Raw genomic sequence first — 21,075 nt, 5'->3', positions numbered from 1 at the left:
GGTTCGGCGCTAATAACATCCAGGATTAAATAACATGAAAAAAAGTCTCTGCTTATTACTGGCAGCAGGTAGCTTATGGCTAAATACCAGCATTGCCGCTACACCAGCCGAAGTACGCGTCGCTTATAGCGGCGGTTCCCAGGTATTAATGTTGGCGAAAGCCGATGGTTCGCTGGATAAAGCCTTAAATACGAAAGTTCAGTGGGTGCAATTCGCCTCCGGCGCGGATGCGCTCAGTTATTTCGCCAGCAATGCTATCGATATTGCCAATTTCGGCTCCAGTCCGGCCACGGCCGGTATTGTGCGAAAATTACCCGTGGAAATTATTGGGGTTTCCGGCGTGATTGCCAGCTACGAACGTTTAATTGGCAAAGATGGCATTAAAACGCTGCGTGATATCGAAGGGAAACGCGTGGCCTATCCGCCAAATTCGACGGCGCAATATGCGCTGGAAGCAGCGATCAGCGTCAATAAACTCGACCGCAGCAAAATTACCTTGCTGCCGCTGCGTCCGGCGGAAATGGTGGCAGCCTGGAAACGCGGTGATATCGATGCCGGTTACGTGTGGGCGCCGTTTGCCCAGGAACTGGAATCCTCCGGCGGCCATCAGGTCTTTGCCACTAAAGATCTGCAAAAAGATGGCTACCTGATTTACAACAACTACGTGGTTCGCAAAGCCTTTGCTGAGCAGTATCCGCAAGCGGTGACGGCCTTCCTGCGCGTACACCAGCAGAAAGTCGATGAGTTCAAAAAGGATCCTGAACGCGCCGCCGCGATTGTGGCAAAAGAGGTCGGCGCACCGGTCACTACCGCTGCCAATACCCTCGGCGGGCTGGAGTATCCAACATTAAGCGAGCAGGGCACCGCTGAGTGGCTGGGTAACGGCACGCAAACCAGCGAGAGCGGCATCGGCAAAGCGCTGAGCAAAACCTCGAACTTCCTCGCCGGAATTGGCGAAATCCGCAAACGTGATATCCCGGCGAACTGGGATAGCGCCATCGACTCGCGCTACATCCGCGAGGCAGCCGCCGCAAAATGAAACTGCGTCAACATATCGCCATCAGCGTGCTGTCAGTGGCGATCTTTTTTGTGATTTGGCAAGTGGCGGCCACCCGGCAATGGGTGGACCCGCTGTTGTTACCTTCGCTAACCGACATTGGTCTGACCGCCGAAGAGCTGCTGGCGGACGGTTACCGCCAGGTGCCGCTGTGGCAGCACGTCGCCGTCAGCCTGGCGCGAGCGCTGAGCGCCTTTGCGGTGGCGATTGTCATCGGTATCCCGCTGGGTTTGTTGATGGGCTTATCCGACGGTCTTTCCGCGGTGCTCAACCCGTTTGTGCAGTTCCTGCGCCCGCTACCGAAGATTGCGCTGATCCCGCTGGCGGTGGTCTGGCTGGGGATTGGTGAAGCGTCGAAATTCTTTCTGATCTTTATCGCCACCTTTTTAAGCGTGGTCGTCGGTGCCAGCGCGGCGGTGGAACGCATTGGTCGCGCACGCATTCGCGTTGCGCAAACGCTGGGTGCATCGAAAGGACAGATCTTTTTGCGCGTGGTGCTACCGGATGCGCTGCCGGAGCTATTTACCACCGTGCGCCTTTCGATTGGCATTGGCTGGACATCGCTGATCGCCGCCGAAATGGTCGCCGCCAGTTCCGGCCTCGGCTGGATGGTGATCAACGCCAGCTCTTATTTACGTACGGACATTGTCATGCTTGGCATTCTGCTGCTGGGCGGCATTGGTTACTTACTGGATTTATTACTGTTAGGGCTGCAACGCGGTCTGGTGCCCTGGGCGGGGAAAGAGTGATGACGGCACAAATCGCGCTGGAAAATGTTTCGCTGACGTTTGCGGCAAAACCGCAACCGTTCACGGTGCTGGAGGATATCTCGCTGGCGCTGGCGCCGGGGGAATTTGTTGTGCTGCTTGGCCCCTCCGGCTGTGGTAAATCCACCATTCTCAACCTGGTTGCCGGGTTTACCCGGCCCGATAGCGGGCAGGTTCTGGCGGCCGGAAAAACGGTGAGCCAGCCTGGACCATCGCGCGGCATGATCTTCCAGCAGCCGAACCTGTTTCCGTGGTTATCGGTGCTGGATAACGTGACGTTTGGCCCGCGGCTTGGCAAATACCGTAAAGAAGAGATTAACGCCCAGGCGCTGGACTGGCTGGCGCGCGTGGGGCTGAAAGGTTTTGAACACCATGCGCCATGGCAGCTTTCCGGCGGCATGAAACAACGTGTCGCGCTGGCGCGCGCCTGGTTGCCCGGCCCGGATGTGCTGCTGCTTGATGAGCCGTTTGGCGCGCTGGACGCGCAAACCCGGCTGATGATGCAGGAACTGCTGCGCAGCGCCTGGCTGGAAACGCGCACCACGCTGCTGTTCGTGACGCACGACGTGGATGAAGCGCTGTTTCTCGCCGATCGCATTCTGATCATGTCAGCGCGCCCCGGCAAAATCGTCGAAGAGATTTCTCTGCCGTTTGGCCGCGATCGCGATATCGAAACCCTCGCTGGCGATCCGCACTACGGCGAGATCAAGCAGCACGTGCTGCATCGCGTACGGCTGGAGGCGAAACGGCACTTAAGTTAGCGAGGTACTTTCTGCGGCGCGTGTCGGTTATAATGAGCGCAGGTGATGAGAATCACAGCCCACATAACACGGCGAAACCGCCCCAAACGAGTACCATCAATGAGTGAAATGATTTACGGCATCCATGCGGTGCAGGCACTGCTGGAGCGCGCCCCGGAGCGTTTTCAGGAAGTCTTTATTCTGAAAGGCCGCGAAGACAAACGTCTGCTGCCGCTGATCCATGCTCTGGAAGCGCAGGGCGTGGTGATCCAGGTGGCGAATCGCCAGTATCTGGATGAGAAAAGCGAAGGGGCGGTGCATCAGGGGATCATTGCACGGGTGAAACCAGGGCGTCAGTATCAGGAGAACGATCTGCCGGATCTGATCGCCAGCTTCGATCAACCGTTCCTGCTGATCCTTGATGGCGTTACCGATCCGCACAACCTTGGCGCATGCTTGCGTAGTGCAGATGCAGCAGGCGTTCACGCGGTGATTGTGCCGAAAGACAAATCCGCCCAGTTGAATGCGACCGCGAAAAAAGTGGCGTGTGGCGCGGCGGAAAGCGTTCCACTGATCCGCGTCACCAACCTCGCGCGCACTATGCGCCAGTTGCAGGAAGAGAATATCTGGATCGTTGGCACCGCCGGTGAAGCGGACCACACTCTGTTCCAGAGCAAAATGACCGGGCCGATGGCGCTGGTAATGGGCGCGGAAGGTGAAGGTATGCGCCGCCTGACCCGCGAACACTGCGATGAGCTGATCAGCATTCCGATGGCGGGCAGCGTTTCATCGCTGAACGTCTCGGTGGCGACCGGCATCTGCCTGTTTGAAGCGGTGCGCCAGCGCACGCTTTAAATCTGCAATACCTCAAAAACCACCCTTATTTGGGTGGTTTTTTTTGCCCTGAATCCGGGTAAGATTTCACGGCAGGTTTTCTCTTAATTTTATTACGATAAAATAATCGGGATATACATCATGGCATGGACAGTAGAGTCGCTTAGCGCGGGATTATTACAATCCACGGCGCTGGATTTAAATATTCAACACGAAGCCGATGCGTTAATTATTAAGCTGGATGATTACGGTGATTTGCAATTAAACGTGCTGCTGACTTCCCGGCAAATCATTATCGAAACCTACATTTGTCCCTTAAGCGAAATTAAGCATCAGGATGCGTTTAATGCGTTTCTGCTGCGTAACCAAAAACTTTTACCGTTATCGTCTGTTGGCATCTCTGCGGTCAACGGCGAAGAGTATTATGTCGCGTTCGGCGCACTGTCACTCAACTCTTCGCTTGACGATATCCTGCTGGAAATCACCACGCTTGCGGAAAACGCGCTGGATCTTGCCGAATTAACCGATGATTTTACCCAATAACGTTGTCAGGGAGTGAGGATATGGGAATTTTAAAAAGCCTGTTTACGCTGGGTAAATCGTTTATTGCTCAGGCGGAAGAGTCGATCGAAGAAACGCAGGGCGTGCGCATGCTTGAACAGCATATCCGCGATGCCCGCGCAGAGCTGGATAAGGCGGGCAAATCCCGTGTTGATCTGCTGGCGCGCGTGAAGTTGAGCCATGACAAACTGGCCGATCTGCGTGACCGCAAAGCCAGCCTGGAAGCCCGTGCGCTGGAAGCGATGGCAAAAAATGTGGATGCCGCATTGCTCAATGAAGTGGCGACCGAGATTGCCCGTCTGGAGAACACCATTACCGCGGAAGAGCTGGTGCTGAGCAACCTTGAAACTTCGCGCGATGCTGTAGAAAAAGCGGTGACCGCCACGGCACAGCGTATCGAACAGTTTGAGCAACAGCTGGAAGTGATCAAAGCGACCGACGCGATGCAGCGCGCGCAGCAGGCCGTCACCACTTCCACCGTTGGCGCGTCAAACAATGTCGCTACGGCAGCAGAATCCCTGAAACGTCTGCAAGCGCGCCAGGCTGAGCGCCAGGCCCGACTGGATGCGGCAACACAGCTTGAGAAAGTAGCCGATGGGCGCGACCTCGACGAAAAACTGGCGCAGGCAGGGATCGGCGGCAGCGATAAAACCTCGGCGCAGGATGTGCTGGCGCGACTGCAACAGCAACAGAAAGCGTAATGTTCTCCTTGCTGAAAAACCTGTTGGGGCGGGCTGATGCGTCAGCCCCGGCGAAAGGTCCGCTTGGATTGCATCTGCATGCGGGTTTTACCATTGATACGCTGCTGTTTCGCCTGTGCGGAGAGGAACTGCTCATCACGCTGCCCGGCGAGGAGTACACCGTTGGCGCCTGCGGCAGCTTCGATCTTGGCGCAGGTTGCATGATCCATCGTTACTACACGACAGGCGATGAGTTTCTGCAAATCAGCACCTCGGGCGGTCTGGAAAGCCACAATATCGATGATATTAAGCTGTTTGTGTATGAAGAGAGCGTGGGCGTTTCCGGCGAACAGGCGTGGCGCGAAATGCTGAGTGCAAAGGCGATGGGCAAAACCACGCTCCGCTGGCGTGATTGCCAGTGGCAGCGCGTGTTTAACGCCGAAGAGCGCGGAGATATCGAGCCGATTTATACGCTGGAAACCGTATCCAATCAGGCTGGCGCACGCTGGGAAGTGCATAACTTTATGATGGCTTACCAGCGAGAAGTTACCACCGATATATTTGAATATCTGCTATTGAATGGCGAAGAGACATTCAATGCGCGCAACCAGCCGGAATGGATCTACTCGCGCGCGCTGGGAGTGGATATTCCTCTGACATCATTAAAGGTCATAGGTTAATTATGAATTTGGACTTGCATATTCTGGGTTCGCTGCTGGCGTTTTGCGCCTATTTTTTTATTGGCATGGCAATGGTGCTCTGCTTTCTTTTTATTTATACACGGATTACGCCACACGATGAGTGGCGATTAATTAAAGAGAATAATGTCGCGGCATCGTTAGCGTTCAGCGGTTCGCTGTTGGGCTATGTTATTCCGCTCTCCAGCGCAGCCATTAATTCAGTGAGTATCCCGGATTATTTAATCTGGGGCGTCATTGCGCTGGTGGTGCAATTACTTGTCTACGGCGGTGTACGTCTTTATATGCCAAAACTGAGCGACAAGATTATTCACGGCAATACAGCCGCCGGGTTATTTATGGGCGCGGCCGCGCTGGCAGGCGGAATTTTTAACGCCGCCTGCATGACATGGTAATGGAACATCATGGCCAGAAAGAGAAACTACCGGCAGAAGAATGACATCCTGTCGCCCGCGCAGAGCCGCATCCAGCGCCCGATTTTTAGCGCGCCAAAAGAGCGTAAAAGCGGGCAATACCTGACGCTGGCAATTATGGGCGGCGCCGCCTTTTTTGTTTTAAAAGGCTGCAATGACCACAAAGATGACAACGATGGCGATGGCGTGTATTACACCTCGCAGCAGGATTGCGTTGACGACGGCAACAGCGCGCAGGTATGCAGCGATGCGTGGAATAACGCGCGCGCGAGTTTCGAGCAAGAGATCCCGCGTAATATGTCGCAGCCCTGGTGCGTGCAGCAATACGACAACTGCTATTACGACAATATTGGCCAGCGCTGGATGCCGGTGCTTAGCGGTTTTCTGTTGAGCAAAGCCGTGCGTAAAGACCGCGATGAGCAATACAGCTACAGCAGCGGCGGTTCCACTTACTCTTCCCGCCCGGTCTGGCGTAATCATCAGGGCGACTATAGCTGGCGCTCCGGTAGCGATACCAGCCACAGCAGCGTAAGCGCCCATTATGGCTACACCACCAAAAAGGCGACCACCTTTTCCCGCGGCGGGTTTGGGCGCTCTTCCAGCGCGCGCGGAAGCTGGGGAGGATAAGCATGCTGCGTCATGATGTTGCCGTTCGTCCGGGGCTTGAGCGGATCGCCCGCGACCACGGCTTTGATTTCCATATTATTGATAACGAAGTTTACTGGGATGAGAGCCGGGCCTACCGTTTTACGCTGCGGCAAATTGAAGAGCAGATCGAAAAGCCGACCGCCGAACTGCATCAAATGTGCCTTGAGGTGGTGGATCGCGCCGTGGCGGACGAGGCAATTCTCCGCCAGTTGGCGATCCCGCCGCTCTACTGGGAGGCAATTGCCACGAGCTGGCGCAACCGCGATCCTTCGCTTTACGGGCGCATGGATTTTGTCTGGTGCGGTAAGGAACCGGTCAAGCTGCTGGAATATAACGCCGATACGCCAACCTCGCTGTATGAGTCTGCGTACTTCCAGTGGTTATGGATGGAGGATGCGCGGCGTAACGGTACTATTGCGCGCGATGCCGATCAGTACAATGCCATTCAGGATAAGTTGATTGCCCGCTTCGGTGAAATCCAGAGCCGTCATCCGCTCTACTTTTGTTGCTGTAAAGAGACGGAAGAGGATCGCGGCACCGTGCTTTATCTGGAGGATTGCGCCCGCCAGGCCGGTCTTGATACGCGCTTTATTTATATCGACGATATTGGCCTCGGCCTTGGCGGCGTGTTGACGGATCTGGACGATAACGTCATTCGCCAGGCGTTTAAGCTCTATCCGCTGGAATGGATGATGCGCGACGAGAATGGCCCGCTGCTGTGTAAACGCCGCGAGCAGTGGCTGGAACCTTTATGGAAAAGCATCCTCAGCAATAAAGGGCTGTTGCCGCTGCTGTGGCGTTATTTCCCTCATCATCCGAATCTCCTGCCCGCGTGGTTTGACGGTGAAAAACCACAAACTGCGGCGGGTGCCAGCTATGTGCGCAAACCGCTTTTTTCACGCGAAGGCGGCAATGTCACCATCTTCGACGGCGCACATAACGTTATTGACCATGAAGAGGGCGACTACGGCGAAGAGCCGATGATTTATCAGGCCTTTCAACCGCTGCCGCGCTTTGGCGACAGCTACACGCTGATTGGCAGCTGGCTGGTGGATGATGAAGCGGTCGGCATGGGTATCCGCGAAGACAGTACGCTGATCACCAAAGATACCTCGCGATTTGTGCCGCACTATATCGCCGGATAAACCAAAGCCCGGTAGCGCTACGCCACCGGGATGTTTCACTCTTCCAGCGAGCGCAAATGGTCGCTTTTGTTGAGCGTCATCAGCGCCACCATACTCACCACGGCGGTAGCCATCACGTAGTACGCCGGGATATCGACATTGCCAGTTTCTTTGATAAGGCCGGTGATAATTAACCCCGCGCAACCGGAAAAAAGCGCGTTCGATAGTGAATAGGCCAGACCCAGCCCCGTATAACGTACGCGCGTGGGGAACATCTCCGCCAGCATTGCCGGGCCTGGCCCGGCCAGCATGCCGACCAGACCTCCAGCAACCAGCACCACCAGCGCTTTTATCGCTAATGTGCTGGATTCCGCCTGCAAAATTTTTAGCAGCGGCAGCGCCAGAATTAACAACAACGCGGTGGCAAGCACCATCACGGCGCGTCGCCCGATGCGATCGCTCAGTATGCCGGACGGAATAATGGTTAACGCAAAGCCAATGTTGGAGATCACCGCAATCAGCAGCGCCTGGTTAAAACCGGTATGCAGCGCTGACTGTAAATACGCAGGCATGATCACCAGATAGGTGTAACCGGCGGCAGACCACACCATCACCCGGCCAATCCCCATGACAATGGCTTTCAGCGTATCGGTGAAGTGCGCCCGTTCGGCGACCGGTTGTTCTTGCTGTTGCACGAAGCTCGGCGTCTCTTCCATGCTGACCCGTAACCACAGCGCGACGACGCCCATTGGTAACGCGAGGAAAAAGGGGATGCGCCAGCCCCAGTCATGCAACGCGTCTGGCGTCAGCAGCGCGGAAAGCAGCGCTACAACGCCTGCGCCGGCCAGCAGACCTAATGCGACGGTAAAAGATTGCCATGCGCCATACAGCCCGCGTTTGCCGCGCGGCGCGAACTCTGTCATCAACGACACCGCGCCGCCGTACTCCCCACCGGCAAATAAACCCTGCAAAATTCGCAAACCGGTGATGATAAGCGGAGCGGCGAGGCCGATGCTGGCATACACCGGAACGAGACCGATCGCGGCAGTGGCGAGCGTCATCATCACCAGTACGATAATCAGCGTCGGTTTGCGACCGATACGATCGCCGATACGCCCGAACACCATGGCACCCAGCGGGCGGAAGAAAAAGGCGATGGCAAACGAGGCGTAGGTGAGGATTAAGCTGGTCAGCCCCGTTTCCCCCGAGAGCTGAAAGAAATTTTTGGCGATGACGGTAGCGAGAAAACCGTAAACCGCGAATTCATACCACTCGATAAAGTTGCCAATCGAGCCTGCAATTAAAGCGCGCTTATGCGCATTGGGTGCAACGTGAGGTGCCGGCATCATTATTCTCTTCTGCAAGGTGAGAATAAATTATTCACCACGAACATCGATGGCGAAATATATTATTCTTATATTATGTGAACCGTTTCACGAATGAGCGTTGCCAGATCGCGGCCTTGTGAGCCTGTTCCCGTGCAGCATTGAGGTGTGCTGTCCATACTTACCTTCAGTGCCCATGAAGGAGGGAGACACCATGCACTGGCAGACTCATACGGTTTTCAACCAACCTGTTCCCCTGAATAACAGCAACTTATTCCTTTCCGACCGCGCGCTGTATGACGCCGTCATGCGCGAGGGCGCGGCGTGGGACGCCGAGTTCCTTGCCAGCATTGGGCAGCAGCTGGGAACGGCGGAATCACTGGAACTGGGGCGGCTGGCGAATGTTAATCCGCCGGAATTGTTACGTTATGACCCCGCAGGCCAGCGGCTCGACGATGTGCGTTTTCACCCAGCCTGGCATTTATTGATGCAGGGATTGTGCGCCAACCGGGTTCACAATCTGGCGTGGGAAGAAGACGCGCGCGTTGGCGCGTTTGTCGCTCGCGCCGCGCGTTTTATCCTGCATGCGCAGGTCGAATCCGGCACGCTGTGCCCCATCACCATGACGTTTGCTGCCACGCCGCTGTTGCAACAGGCGTTGCCGAAGCCTTTTCACGACTGGTTTAAACCGTTACTCAGCGATCGTTATGATCCGCATATGGCGCCCGGCAACCAGAAACGCGGCCTGCTGATCGGCATGGGGATGACGGAAAAACAGGGTGGTTCCGATGTGCTGAGCAATACCACCCGCGCGGAAAAAAGCGGCGATGTGTACCGGCTGGTGGGACACAAATGGTTCTTCTCCGTACCGCAGAGCGATGCACATCTGGTGCTGGCGCAGGCGCGTGGCGGGCTGTCCTGCTTCTTTGTGCCGCGCTTTTTGCCCGACGGGCAGCGCAACGGCGTACGGCTGGAGCGGCTGAAAGACAAGCTTGGCAACCGCTCAAATGCCAGCAGCGAAGCGGAATTTTGCGATGCCAGCGGCTGGTTGCTGGGGGAAGAGGGCGATGGCGTACGGCAAATTCTGAAGATGGGCGGCCTGACGCGTTTTGATTGCGCACTGGGCAGCCACGGTTTGATGCGGCGCGCTTTTTCGGTGGCGCTATACCATGCGCACCACCGGCAGGCTTTTGGCAAAAATCTGGTCGATCAACCATTGATGCGCGACGTTCTCAGCCGTATGGCGCTGCAACTGGAAGGGCAAACCGCGTTTCTGTTTCGTCTGGCACGCGCCTGGGATCTCCGCGCTGACGCACAGGAGGCGTTATGGGCGCGGTTATTTACCCCGGCGGCGAAATTTGCCGTCTGCAAGGCGGGCATTCCTTTTGTCGCGGAAGCGATGGAGGTGCTCGGCGGGATTGGCTACTGCGAAGATAATGAGTTGCCGCGCCTGTATCGTGAAATGCCGGTGAACAGCATCTGGGAAGGCTCCGGCAATGTGATGTGCCTGGATGTGCTGCGCGTGTTGAGCAAGCAATCGGGCGTGATGGCGCTGTTGGCTGAAGAGTTTGGCGCGGTGAAAGGTCTGGATCGCCATTTCGATCGCGCCTGGCGGCAGTTGCAGCCGCAACTGCATAAATCGAATGAAACGCAGGGAAGAGCCATTACCCAACAACTCTTTCTGTTGGGATGCGGAGCGCAAATGTTGCGCCACGCGTCGCCGCCGATAGCGCAAGCCTGGTGCCAGGTGATGCTCGATACCCGTGGTTCGTCGCCGCTGGCCAGCCAGATTCAGGACGACCTGCTGCTCCGCGCCACGGGTGGGGCAAATTAATCCACTTTCAGGCGGAACTGGCTCACCAGACGGGTCAGATTAGCGCCTTTTTCCCGCAGCGCCTGGGCGGTTTCTTCGCTATGCGACACCCGCCCGGCGTTGATATTGGTGGCATCGCCGATGTGCGTCATCGCCAGGTTGACCTGATTGATCCCCGCCGACTGCTCGCGGGAAGCGTGGTTGATTTCACCGACCAACTGGTTGATATGGTTCATGTGGTGGATGATCGATTGCATTGCCACTTGCGTCGCTTCTGACTGAGCATGACCTTCGCCCACTTTCTTCTGCGTGTCGCCAACCAGCACTTCGATCTCCTTCACCGCGTTAGCGCAGCGTGACGCCAGCGCACGAACTTCCTGTGCGACCACTGCAAAACCTTTCCCGTTTTCGCCTGCGCGGGCGGCTTCCACCGCGGCGTTCAGCGCCAGAATATTGGTCTGGAAAGCAATGGATTCAATAACATGGGTGATATCGGCAATCCGCTGTGAAGCCGTGCGAATATCTTCCATCGTCGTGACAGAAAGGGCGACGGTCTCGCCGCCTTTTTGCACCACGTCGGTGGTGTCATTCACCAGGCTTTGCGTCTGTTCCATGTTGGCTGCGTTTTGCTGCACGGTGGCGGCCAGCTGCTCCATGCTGGCGGACGTCTCTTCCACGCTGCTGGCCTGCTTGTTGATCTGCTCGCTGATCTCACTGCTATCGGAAGCCAGCGCATTGGTGCCAAGGTTAATCTCCGCTGCGGATTCGCGCACCTGCAACACAATGGTGTGCAGGCCATCGCCAATGCCGTTAATGGCGGTGATCAACTGGCCGACTTCATCCTGGCGATCGACGGCGAGCGTGGCGCGCAGATCCCCGGCGGCATAACGCTGGGCCAGCTCAATGACGCTACGCAGCGGGCGGGTGAGCCAGCGGCGAATAATCACCACGAACATGGCGGCAAACAGCAGGGAGATTACAACGCCTGCCAGCAGGAACAGGTTGCGCATGAAGGTGACATCCTGCAACAGGAGGTCTTTGTCCACTTCACCGACCACGGCCCAGTTCCAGCCGGGGAGCGTGGTGTAAGACATCAGCAGCGTGCGACCATCTTCACTTTCGCGTTCCAGCGTGCCTTCGCTGTTTTTCAGCAGCGTTTGCAGATCGTTTTCATCCCACTGCGGGCGCTTGCCTTCCTCAGTGTCATGGAACAGATAGCTACCGTAATCATCACCCTCATTACGATCGAGTACGAAAATGTGGCCGTTATCGCCCAGCTTGTGATCGAGGATTTTGCTGCGCATTACGTCCCAGGAACGGGAGATATCGACGCCGACAAACAGGATGGCGATGACATTACCGCTGGCATCCTTCACCGGTTGATACTGAGTGATATAGCGTTTGCCGAACAGCAACGCCTGGCCGCGGTAAACCTCGCCTTTCATGATTGAGGTGAAAGCCGGGCTGGTTTTTTCCAGGCGGGTACCAATTGCGCGCTCGCCATCCTCTTTACGCAGCGAGGTGGCCACGCGGACGAAATCACTGTTGCTACGCACGAATATCGTGGCGATCGCGCCGGTACGCTGCAGAAAATCATCTGCGATAGCGTTGTTGTTGTGCAGCTCGATGTCGCCGCCTTTGAACAGTGGGACATCAATGCCGCTAATTTCGCGGCGCTGTTGCGGATCGACTGCCAGCGGCTGTGGCAGGAAGCTGCTGAACAAACGCGTGTAGCTTTCCACTTCTTCGCTAATACTGCTGTTGAACATTTCGACCATACTCACCACGCCGGTGGTCTGGTTACGCAGATCTTCCATGGCCAGCGTTTCCTGTAACTGGCTGGCTTTATTGCTCATCAAAAAAGTAAATAAAAGGAAAAGCGCAGCAACGCTTATGCCAGTCAGGAGCGACAATTTGGCACCGAGGCCAGTGCGAATAAAAAGGGGTCTCATAGGATGTCCATATATTTTGCGGGTATGCCATTACCGCCGAACAATAGGAGATGCAAATTTGATTGTCAAAATAGCGAAAATTCATTAATGGCTGTTCGCCATAAAATATAATTATTGTGTATGTATTCATGCCCAGAAAAGCGGGTTAGCATTCCGGAAAGAAATGTATGGCTCTGAAATGCGGTGATTTTAATAATATTTCATGAGAATGAGGTGAGTATTTTCTGCATGCTAAATATATTTATCTCTATCGGTTTTCTTCTTTCCTCATTTCACTGGTCATGATTATTTTAAGGCAATGACTTTTCTGGCTGTTTTTTAACTATAAATTCTCTGTGAAAATAACAGTGACTTTTTACCGACGGGCGCTAAAGAGAGTGGGATCCAGGTAAATCCTTATAAATTGATGGCCCGCAGCACAGAAAGAGCAGATAAACAGATGAAGTCTGACCTGTGACTCTCTGTGCCGCGGGCAGGGATGTTAATCCATTCTCAAGCGGAACAGGCTGACCAGTTCCGTCAGATGCGCCCCTTTTTCCCGCAATGTGCGGGCGGTTTCTTCGCTTTGCGATACGCGTCCGGCGTTGACATGCGTGGCATCGCCAATGTGCGTCATTGCCAGATTGACCTGGCTGATCCCTGCCGACTGCTCACGGGATGCATGGTTAATCTCATGAACTAAGTTATTGATATCGCTCATATGGCTGATGATCGATTGCATCGCCACTCGCGTCGCTTCCGACTGGGCGTGGCCTTCGCCTACTTTCTTCAGCGTGTCGCCAATCAACACCTCGATCTCCTTCACCGCGTTGGCGCTGCGTGCGGCCAGCGCGCGGACTTCCTGGGCTACCACCGCAAAACCTTTACCGTGTTCACCTGCGCGGGCAGCTTCCACTGCGGCGTTCAGCGCCAGAATGTTGGTCTGGAAGGCAATGGATTCAATAACATGGGTGATATCAGCGATACGCTGCGAGGCTTCACGAATATCTTCCATGGTTGCCACCGAGTGATCCACGGTTTCGCCGCCTTTTTGCACGGCATCGGTGGTGTCATTCACCAGGCTTTGCGTCTGTTCCATATTGGCGGCATTTTGCTGCACGGTGGCGGCCAGCTGCTCCATGCTGGCGGACGTCTCTTCCACGCTGCTGGCCTGCTTGTTGATCTGTTCGCTGATTTCGCTGCTGTCGGAAGCCAGCGCATTGGTGCCGAGGTTGATCTCTGCTGCGGATTCGCGCACCTGCAATACAATGGTGTGCAGGCCATCACCAATGCCGTTAATGGCGGCAATCAACTGTCCGACTTCATCCTGACGATCAACGGTAAGTGTGGCGCGCAGATCCCCGGCGGCATAGCGTTGAGCCAGATCGATCACCTGGCGCAGCGGGCGGGTGAGCCAGCGGCGAATAATCACCACGAACATGGCGGCAAACAGCAGGGAAACCACCACGCCAGCCAGCAGGAACAGGTTGCGCATGCGGTTGACGTCCTGCAACAGCACCTCTTTGTCCACTTCACCGACCACGCTCCAGTTCCAGCCGGGTAATGTGGTGTAAGACATCAACATTGTGCGGCCATCGGCATTGGTGCGGGCCAGCGTGCCGCTGCTGGTTTTGAGCAGCGTTTGCAGATCATTTTCATCCCACTGCGGGCGTTTGCCTTCCTCGGAATCATGGAACAGGTAGCTGCCGTAGTTCTTGCCTGCATTACGATCGATCACAAAGAAATGGCCGCTTTCCCCCAGCTTACGGCCGAGGATCTTGCTGCGCATGATCTGCCACGAGCGGGAGATATCGATGCCGACAAACAGGATGGCGATGGTATTGCCGCTGGCGTCTTTCACCGGTTGATACTGAGTGATGTAGCGTTTGCCAAACAGCAGCGCCAGGCCGCGATAAACCTCGCCTTTCATTACCGGGGCGAAAGCCGGGCTGGCATTGTCCAGCCGGGTGCCAATCGCGCGATCGCCATTTTCTTTGCGCAGCGAGGTGGCCACGCGGACGAAGTCATCGCCGCTGCGTACAAACAGCGTGGCGATCGCGCCGGTGCGGTTCAGAAAATCATCGGGAATGGTATTGTTGTTATGCAGCTCGGTGTCGCCGCCTTTGAATAGCGGAACATCAATGCCATTAATTTCGCGGCGCTGTTGCGGATCGACCGCCAGTGGTTGCGGCAGGAAACTGCTGAACAAGCGCGTGTAGCTTTCCACCTCTTCGCTGAGACTACTGTTGAACATTTCAACCATATCCACCACGCCGGTGGATTGATTGTGCAGGTCTTCCATGGCCAGCGTTTCCAGTTGTTGGCTGGCTTTATTGCTCATCAGAAAAGTAAACAGGAGGAATAGCGTTGCAACGCTTGCGCCAGTCATAAGTGACAATTTGGCACCGAGGCCAGTGCGGGATAAAAAGGCGCGCATAATTTGTCCGTTGTTCTGTGTATGAAGCACCTTCAACGGCACAAATCGAATAACATTTAGTGTGTCAGTGTAACAAAGTGTTACATCGAGATATCTTTACATTAACATAGTCTTAATGATTGCAGGGAAATAAAAAAGCCACCAAATCAGGTGGCTTTGTTTAGCGGCTCAGGCATACAAGATGGCCTGTACCCGCCAGTTATCAACTCGTTGATCTTCCTGCATTCGTACAATGCGATACCAGGAAGCTCCCTGTTCGTCTGCTTTTAACGCGATAACACGCTCCACATCCTGTAGGCTCCCTGAGACATTATTGACGGAAATCAGACCGATTTCGTTCAGTCCCGTCACGCAGTCAGCGCTGGCGAACTCTGCGGGCTGCGCTGTTGTATTAAGCATTCCTGTAGAAAGCAACAGTGAGTTTACGGCAAGAGATCGTTTCATTGTCAGCTCCATTTTACGTTACCCCGAAATAGTGCAGGGCTTCCTTTCGCGCAACGGATTCCATTAATCCAATTGTGCACAGGAGAACATCAATGGACGCAAAGCAGTGTAAATATCCTGAAAATCAATGCCTCGCTATCGCCGATATAACAACGCGCGTCCGACCCAACGGGCCGGAATAATGGAATCATCCATCATAATAATCACGTAATAATCGGCTTTTGCGGCGGCTGCTTTGGCCTTAATCGCGGCTTCCACGTCCATGGGAGAACCCAGTACCGTTACGCTTACCTCGCCTGTTTTTTGTAGACCGTGCGTTTGGTTGCGGCTGATCTCCTGCGGATGATCGCTCACCGGCGGGGCAGGCTGCGGTGTACCCTCTAACACAGAACAGCCGCTAAGCAAGGCGGCAAACAGAACCGATAGCAAGATGCGCATGGGTTTCTCATCTCTCCTGATAGCCATAGTGTAGTTCCTGACGTGATCCAATTTGGGGGAATGTTCCCAAATTGTTATCGTGAGCACTAATTTCGAATGAAAGTGGTTTGAAAGCGTAACCTATATCTCAACCTTGCCTGATGCTATTGCGAATTCTGACTTGCGTCGAGGGGTTGCCGATGGCATACCAGCACAAGAAATCAAGGAGCGTGTGATGATCGAACTGCAAACAGAACACTTTGCCGGAGTGGAAGCACTGCATGCTTTTCCGGCGGGAAAACGTGCCGAACCCCTGCCCAGCGTGGTGTTTTATCATGGTTTTACCTCGTCAAAACTGGTCTACAGCTATTTTGCCGTCGCGCTGGCACAAGCGGGTTTCCGCGTGGTCATGCCCGATGCGCCGGATCATGGCGCACGTTTTAGTGGTGATGTGCAGCGGCGCTTGCGCCTGTTCTGGCAAATTTTACAGGGCAATATTGAAGAGTTCTCCGCGTTACGTGACGCGCTGGAGAGCCAGTCGCTTATTGATAATCAGCGACTGGCGGTCGGTGGCGCGTCAATGGGCGGGATGACGGCACTGGGGATTATGACCGCGCATCCGGAAGTGCGCTGCGTGGCCAGCCTGATGGGTTCCGGCTATTTCTCTTCGCTGGCGCATACGCTTTTCCCGCCGCTGGAAGTGACCACCTCAGAGCAACAGCGCGAGTTTGAAACCATTCTGGCACCGTTGGCACAGTGGGAAGTCAGCCATCAACTGGCGCGTATTGCCGATCGTCCGCTGCTACTGTGGCACGGAGAGCAGGATGATGTGGTGCCCGCAGCAGAATCTTTCCGTTTACAGCAGGCGTTGCAGGATGCGGGGCTGGATGCACATCTTACTTATCAGTGGGAAACGGGCGTGACGCATCGCATCACGCCGCTGGCGCTGGAAGCCACAACGGATTTTTTCCGCAGTCATCTCTGAAGGCGCATACCGCACAGCGCCACCACGCAAACAATGGCGCCGGCCCAGAATGTGGAAGCCGCGCCGTGGGTTTGCCATAAGATCCCGGCGCCAGGGCTCGCCAGCAGCAGCGCGATCCAGAATACGGTCTGGAAATCATCGTTCCACAGCAGCATACTGACGCCGCCCAGAACCCAAACGCCTTTGGGTATACGGATAAGTAGTGTGAATATGGCTTCCCCGCGCCCTTTCCATAACGCTGGCAAACCCTGATTAAACCTGCCGGTGGGGTATTTGGTAAGATCCGAAAGAAAATTATTCTCACTTCTGAGCGCGGCCCCAATCCGGGGCCGCAGCGCAAGGGAAACTTAGCCTGATTCGGTTAGCGGTAGATATCCGCGCTGGCGTGCAGAGCGCCGTTGCTGCCTGGCTCGTGTGTCAGGATTGGGTGAAAGTACGTGGCGTTTTGTGCGTCGGTTGCGGCATTCAAAGCCTGGTCGGCTTCTTGTTCGCTGGCGAAGTTATGATTGATGTAGATAACGCCTAAGCTGTGCACATCATCCATGTTCCGGGCTTGCCGGTTATCGAGTTTTATTGCTGCCGTTGCATTGAGGCTGAGCAATAAGGTTGTTAGTAAAATTGCGATGTATTTCATGATGTTACTCTCCGATATAACGCCGAATATTATGTTTTGAACATCTCTCCTCCTTTGTTTTGAGGCCTGATTAAAGTTTACGCGTTTGTTATAAAACGTATCGCGACCATTTCTGATGCTGTCGTTCAAAAAATTGCCGGAATGCGTTTTGTTTAATTTTAATGCGTGCAGGGGAGTTCTCTTTGCGCTTAGTGCGAATTATTTGTGCAATTCACCTTGAGTTTGCCCGGTGGGATCAGTATTATGACGCGTCAATTTTTCAGCCGACCTTTAACACGTTCCTTGCCTCCCCGGGCCACGGCTGACCCAGACAGGAGGCTGAATAATCCGTAAGGAGCAATTCGATGCGTCATTACGAAATCGTTTTTATGGTCCATCCTGACCAGAGCGAACAGGTTCCGGGCATGATCGAGCGTTACACTGGTGCTATCACCGGTGCGCAAGGCACGATCCACCGTCTGGAAGACTGGGGCCGCCGTCAGCTGGCTTACCCGATCAACAAACTGCACAAAGCTCACTACGTTCTGCTGAACGTTGAAGCGCCGCAGGAAGTGATCGATGAGCTGGAAACAAGCTTCCGCTTCAACGACGCCGTTATCCGTAGCATGGTAATGCGTACTAAACACGCGGTTACCGAAGCATCTCCGATGGTTAAAGCGAAAGACGAGCGCCGTGAGCGTCGCGATGATTTCGCAAACGAAACCGCAGATGATGCAGATGCTGGGGATTCTGAAGAGTAATTTCTGATGGCCAATCGACTGGTGTTGTCCGGCACCGTGTGCAGGACCCCGCTTCGTAAGGTCAGCCCGTCAGGAATTCCTCACTGCCAGTTCGTGCTTGAGCACCGTTCTGTGCAGGAGGAAGCCGGTTTTCACCGGCAGGCGTGGTGCCAAATGCCTGTAATAATCAGCGGGCAGGAGAACCAGGCCATTACTCAAAGTATAACGGTCGGTAGCGCAGTAACTGTTCAGGGATTCATCAGTTGCCACAAGGCAAAGAATGGCCTGACAAAAATGGTTCTGCATGCCGAGCAGATTGAATTGATAGATTCTGGAGACTAGCCATATGGCACGTTATTTCCGTCGTCGCAAGTTCTGCCGTTTCACCGCGGAAGGCGTTCAAGAGATCGACTATAAAGACATCGCTACGCTGAAAAACTACATCACCGAAAGCGGTAAGATTGTCCCGAGCCGTATCACCGGTACCCGTGCAAAATATCAGCGTCAGCTGGCACGCGCTATCAAACGCGCTCGCTACCTGTCCCTGCTGCCGTACACTGATCGTCATCAGTAATCGGTCACGGTCCATTAATACGACTTTGAGAGGATAAGGTAATGCAAGTTATTCTGCTTGATAAAGTAGCAAACCTGGGTAGCCTGGGTGATCAGGTTAACGTTAAAGCGGGTTACGCTCGTAACTTCCTGGTACCGCAGGGCAAAGCTGTTCCGGCTACCAAGAAAAACGTTGAATATTTCGAAGCACGTCGCGCTGAACTGGAAGCCAAACTGGCTGACGTTCTGGCAGCTGCTAACGCTCGCGCTGAAGAAATCAACGCACTGGGCACCGTTACCATCGCGTCTAAAGCAGGCGACGAAGGTAAACTGTTCGGTTCCATCGGTACTCGCGATATCGCTGACGCAGTGACTGCGGCTGGCGTTAAAGTGGCTAAGAGCGAAGTTCGTCTGCCGAACGGCGTTCTGCGTACCACTGGTGAGCACGAAGTGGACTTCCAGGTTCACAGCGAAGTATTCGCTAAGCTGATTGTAAACGTTGTTGCTGAGTAATTTTTACTCATAACGATGCCCTTAAGTCGTTCGGGCTTGCAGAAAGGCGGCAAGTGAGTGAATCCCCTCGGGGGTAAGCGAATGTAGCCAACGCATCTGTAACGCGAAATACGACGGGGAATGAGACGCCGGCCTTGTGCCGGCGTTTTGCTTTTTAGCGCTACCAGAACGAAATATGCCGGATAAACGCTTATCCGGCTTTATCGGTTAACGTGCGCGAATAAAGCTGCCGTCCGGCTGTCGGGTAAACAGCACCTGCTGGCCGCTGGTCTCAATGGTTAATCCGGTTACTACGCCGTTAGCATTCTGGCGAATCTTCACCATCTGGCCGTTTTTCAGGCTGCTCAGCGGTTTCCCGTCACCTTCCACTTTCGCCATCGCGTAAACATCGGTGGGCGGCAGATTATGATCGCGGAACAGTTGCGCCAGCGTTTTCCCTTCTTCCACACGATAAGATCGCCACTGTTGTTCAATACCGCCGGAAGAGGGAACTGTCGGACGGCTTTGCGCCACCGGGGCCTCTTGCTGTTGCACCGGCTGTTGCTCTGGTTGCTGCTGTTCGAGCGACTCTTCAGCGCCTGGAGCGACCTGTTGCGTATCGTTCACCACCGCTGGCGGTGTTTGCGCAGGGGAGGCAGGCTGAGCGGCAGTGGAGGAAGGTAACTGAATTTGCGCTTCGCGTGAGGTGGGAACCGGCCTCGTATCGTCCGTTGACGGTAGCAGGAAGCCGATAACCACCAGCAACGCGGCCAGGATCAAACCGCGACGGTGAAACGGCGGGAGCGGGTCCATAAGGCGAAAATGGTCCGGGGCTTGCCAGATTTTCACCAGGGTAGGTTTCAGTTCAAATCGCCCGGGCATGGCTTTCCTCCTGCTCCGCGTCATTTAAAGTCCTGTCTCGTTGAGTATATACACTTTATCCTTCCGGGGCGGCGTCCAGCGGTTTTAACTCTCTGATCGTCAGCACAAAGTCGGATTTTGCTACAGCAATATTAGATTTATCTTACGGACTCTATTCTTTCCCTTTCCCTGCGATTTGTCATCTTTCCTGCGACAAAGTTGTACCCGGCGCAGCCCGGCTGTTATGCTGCGCGCTACCTTAAAAAGCGATGGAAGGAAAACCCATGACAACCCCAACTTTTGACACGATCGAAGCGCAAGCCAGCTATGGCATCGGTTTACAGGTCGGACAGCAGCTTAGCGAATCCGGGTTAGAGGGGCTGTTACCGGAAGCGCTGGTCGCGGGCATCGCGGACGCGCTGGCAGGCAAACAACCTGCTGTACCGGTTGACGTTGTACATCGCGCCCTGCGTGAAATCCACGAACGTGCCGACGCAGTGCGTCGCTCCCGTTTTGAAGAGATGGCGGCGGAAGGCGTGAAATATCTGGAAGAGAACCGCGAGCGTGAAGGCGTGAACAGCACCGAATCCGGTTTGCAGTTCCGCGTCATCACTCAGGGCGAAGGCGCAATCCCGGCGCGCACCGACCGTGTTCGCGTGCACTACACCGGTAAACTGATTGACGGTAGCGTATTCGATAGCTCTGTCGCGCGCGGCGAACCGGCTGAATTCCCGGTTAATGGCGTTATCGCTGGCTGGATCGAAGCCCTGACGCTGATGCCGGTCGGCTCCAAATGGGAACTGACTATCCCGCACAACCTCGCTTATGGCGAGCGTGGCGCTGGCGCATCTATCCCGCCATTCAGCACACTGGTATTTGAGGTGGAACTGCTGGAAATTCTGTAATTCCCCGCATAAATCCCTCTCTCTTTTTGGGGGGAGGG

General features: G+C 54.9%; 24 protein-coding genes and 1 pseudogene. 17 read left to right on the top strand and 8 right to left on the bottom strand.

Translation table 11 applies throughout. The features are described 5' to 3' along the window. The first annotated feature begins 34 nt into the window (after positions 1-34). From Y71_RS24650 to Y71_RS24605, 10 genes are all read left to right on the top strand, one after another. The gene (locus Y71_RS24650; RefSeq protein ID WP_007372749.1) at positions 35-1,039 is read left to right on the top strand and encodes a taurine ABC transporter substrate-binding protein; all 1,005 of its coding nucleotides are present in this window, start codon (positions 35-37) and stop codon (positions 1,037-1,039) included. Beyond that, the gene (locus Y71_RS24645; protein ID WP_007372750.1) at positions 1,036-1,806 is read left to right on the top strand and encodes an ABC transporter permease; all 771 of its coding nucleotides are present in this window, start codon (positions 1,036-1,038) and stop codon (positions 1,804-1,806) included. Before Y71_RS24650 ends, Y71_RS24645 begins: the two co-directional genes overlap by 4 nt. Next, on the top strand, positions 1,806-2,585 hold the full coding sequence (locus Y71_RS24640; RefSeq protein WP_007372751.1) for an ABC transporter ATP-binding protein: 780 nt from the start codon (positions 1,806-1,808) through the stop codon (positions 2,583-2,585). Before Y71_RS24645 ends, Y71_RS24640 begins: the two co-directional genes overlap by 1 nt. Positions 2,586-2,684: 99 nt before the next feature. Next, positions 2,685-3,419, top strand: coding sequence for a 23S rRNA (guanosine(2251)-2'-O)-methyltransferase RlmB (gene rlmB / locus Y71_RS24635; RefSeq protein WP_007372752.1), 735 nt, complete (start codon positions 2,685-2,687; stop codon positions 3,417-3,419). Positions 3,420-3,539: 120 nt separating this feature from the next. Beyond that, complete coding sequence (locus tag Y71_RS24630) at positions 3,540-3,941, top strand: YjfI family protein (RefSeq protein ID WP_007372753.1); 402 nt, start codon at positions 3,540-3,542, stop codon at positions 3,939-3,941. A gap of 20 nt (positions 3,942-3,961) precedes the next feature. Then, the gene (locus Y71_RS24625; protein WP_007372754.1) at positions 3,962-4,660 is read left to right on the top strand and encodes a PspA/IM30 family protein; all 699 of its coding nucleotides are present in this window, start codon (positions 3,962-3,964) and stop codon (positions 4,658-4,660) included. Continuing rightward, positions 4,660-5,319, top strand: coding sequence for a DUF2491 family protein (locus tag Y71_RS24620; protein ID WP_007372755.1), 660 nt, complete (start codon positions 4,660-4,662; stop codon positions 5,317-5,319). Before Y71_RS24625 ends, Y71_RS24620 begins: the two co-directional genes overlap by 1 nt. 14 nt (positions 5,320-5,333) lie before the next feature. Further along, positions 5,334-5,732 (top strand): DUF350 domain-containing protein, encoded by a 399-nt coding sequence (locus Y71_RS24615; protein WP_007372756.1) that lies wholly within the window; start codon positions 5,334-5,336, stop codon positions 5,730-5,732. 9 nt (positions 5,733-5,741) lie between these two features. Beyond that, positions 5,742-6,377, top strand: a complete 636-nt coding sequence (locus Y71_RS24610; protein ID WP_007372757.1) for a DUF1190 domain-containing protein — start codon at positions 5,742-5,744, stop codon at positions 6,375-6,377. A 2-nt stretch (positions 6,378-6,379) separates the two neighbouring features. Then, a complete protein-coding gene (locus Y71_RS24605) occupies positions 6,380-7,543 on the top strand; it encodes a glutathionylspermidine synthase family protein (RefSeq protein ID WP_007372758.1) in 1,164 nt (387 codons plus the stop codon). Between the two features lie 35 nt (positions 7,544-7,578). Here the strand turns inward: Y71_RS24605 and Y71_RS24600 are convergent, their stop codons facing one another. After that, on the bottom strand, positions 7,579-8,868 hold the full coding sequence (locus Y71_RS24600; protein ID WP_007372759.1) for an MFS transporter: 1,290 nt from the start codon (positions 8,866-8,868) through the stop codon (positions 7,579-7,581). 193 nt (positions 8,869-9,061) lie between these two features. On the opposite strand from Y71_RS24600, the gene Y71_RS24595 reads away from it, so the two are divergent. Next, the gene (locus Y71_RS24595) at positions 9,062-10,681 is read left to right on the top strand and encodes an isovaleryl-CoA dehydrogenase (RefSeq protein ID WP_007372760.1); all 1,620 of its coding nucleotides are present in this window, start codon (positions 9,062-9,064) and stop codon (positions 10,679-10,681) included. Here the strand turns inward: Y71_RS24595 and Y71_RS24590 are convergent. The 4 genes from Y71_RS24590 to bsmA form a co-directional block, all read right to left on the bottom strand. After that, positions 10,678-12,612 (bottom strand): methyl-accepting chemotaxis protein, encoded by a 1,935-nt coding sequence (locus Y71_RS24590; RefSeq protein ID WP_035943040.1) that lies wholly within the window; start codon positions 12,610-12,612, stop codon positions 10,678-10,680. The genes Y71_RS24595 and Y71_RS24590 overlap by 4 nt on opposite strands. Before the next feature lie 481 nt (positions 12,613-13,093). Next, positions 13,094-15,028, bottom strand: coding sequence for a methyl-accepting chemotaxis protein (locus Y71_RS24585; protein ID WP_007372762.1), 1,935 nt, complete (start codon positions 15,026-15,028; stop codon positions 13,094-13,096). Between the two features lie 168 nt (positions 15,029-15,196). After that, positions 15,197-15,484, bottom strand: coding sequence for a DUF1471 family protease activator YjfN (gene yjfN, locus Y71_RS24580; RefSeq protein WP_007372763.1), 288 nt, complete (start codon positions 15,482-15,484; stop codon positions 15,197-15,199). A 123-nt stretch (positions 15,485-15,607) separates the two neighbouring features. Beyond that, a complete protein-coding gene (gene bsmA / locus Y71_RS24575) occupies positions 15,608-15,937 on the bottom strand; it encodes a biofilm peroxide resistance protein BsmA (protein ID WP_007372764.1) in 330 nt (109 codons plus the stop codon). 187 nt (positions 15,938-16,124) lie between these two features. On the opposite strand from bsmA, the gene yjfP reads away from it, so the two are divergent. After that, the gene (yjfP, locus tag Y71_RS24570) at positions 16,125-16,874 is read left to right on the top strand and encodes an esterase (RefSeq protein ID WP_007372765.1); all 750 of its coding nucleotides are present in this window, start codon (positions 16,125-16,127) and stop codon (positions 16,872-16,874) included. Here yjfP and Y71_RS30205 read toward each other — a convergent pair. Together Y71_RS30205 and yjfY are read right to left on the bottom strand one after the other, a co-directional pair. Further along, positions 16,865-16,990, bottom strand: a pseudogene (locus Y71_RS30205) (MFS transporter); the annotation flags it as partial. The gene yjfP and the pseudogene Y71_RS30205 sit on opposite strands and share 10 nt — an antisense overlap. Positions 16,991-17,235: 245 nt before the next feature. Then, on the bottom strand, positions 17,236-17,508 hold the full coding sequence (yjfY, locus tag Y71_RS24565) for a DUF1471 family protein YjfY (protein WP_007372767.1): 273 nt from the start codon (positions 17,506-17,508) through the stop codon (positions 17,236-17,238). A gap of 344 nt (positions 17,509-17,852) precedes the next feature. Here yjfY and rpsF point away from each other — a divergent pair, with 344 nt between their 5' ends. The 4 genes from rpsF to rplI are packed head-to-tail and all read left to right on the top strand — an operon-like array spanning position 17,853 to position 19,292. Further along, positions 17,853-18,248, top strand: a complete 396-nt coding sequence (gene rpsF, locus Y71_RS24560; RefSeq protein WP_007372769.1) for a 30S ribosomal protein S6 — start codon at positions 17,853-17,855, stop codon at positions 18,246-18,248. 6 nt (positions 18,249-18,254) lie between these two features. Continuing rightward, positions 18,255-18,569, top strand: coding sequence for a primosomal replication protein N (gene priB / locus Y71_RS24555; protein WP_035886983.1), 315 nt, complete (start codon positions 18,255-18,257; stop codon positions 18,567-18,569). Positions 18,570-18,573: 4 nt separating this feature from the next. Further along, positions 18,574-18,801, top strand: coding sequence for a 30S ribosomal protein S18 (gene rpsR / locus Y71_RS24550; protein WP_000135199.1), 228 nt, complete (start codon positions 18,574-18,576; stop codon positions 18,799-18,801). A gap of 41 nt (positions 18,802-18,842) precedes the next feature. After that, a complete protein-coding gene (gene rplI / locus Y71_RS24545; protein ID WP_007372771.1) occupies positions 18,843-19,292 on the top strand; it encodes a 50S ribosomal protein L9 in 450 nt (149 codons plus the stop codon). 207 nt (positions 19,293-19,499) lie between these two features. On the opposite strand, the gene Y71_RS24540 is transcribed toward rplI, so the two are convergent. Next, positions 19,500-20,153 (bottom strand): LysM-like peptidoglycan-binding domain-containing protein, encoded by a 654-nt coding sequence (locus Y71_RS24540; RefSeq protein ID WP_007372772.1) that lies wholly within the window; start codon positions 20,151-20,153, stop codon positions 19,500-19,502. Positions 20,154-20,416: 263 nt separating this feature from the next. Here Y71_RS24540 and bamJ point away from each other — a divergent pair, with 263 nt between their 5' ends. Beyond that, entirely contained in the window at positions 20,417-21,037 is a 621-nt protein-coding gene (gene bamJ, locus Y71_RS24535; RefSeq protein WP_007372773.1) for a BamJ family beta-barrel-assembly machinery protein, read from the top strand. The last annotated feature ends 38 nt before the right edge of the window (positions 21,038-21,075 follow it).

Source organism: Kosakonia radicincitans DSM 16656 (genome assembly GCF_000280495.2).
GTDB classification, from domain to species: Bacteria; Pseudomonadota; Gammaproteobacteria; order Enterobacterales; family Enterobacteriaceae; genus Kosakonia; species Kosakonia radicincitans.
This window is presented reverse-complemented; position numbering and strand designations above follow the sequence as displayed.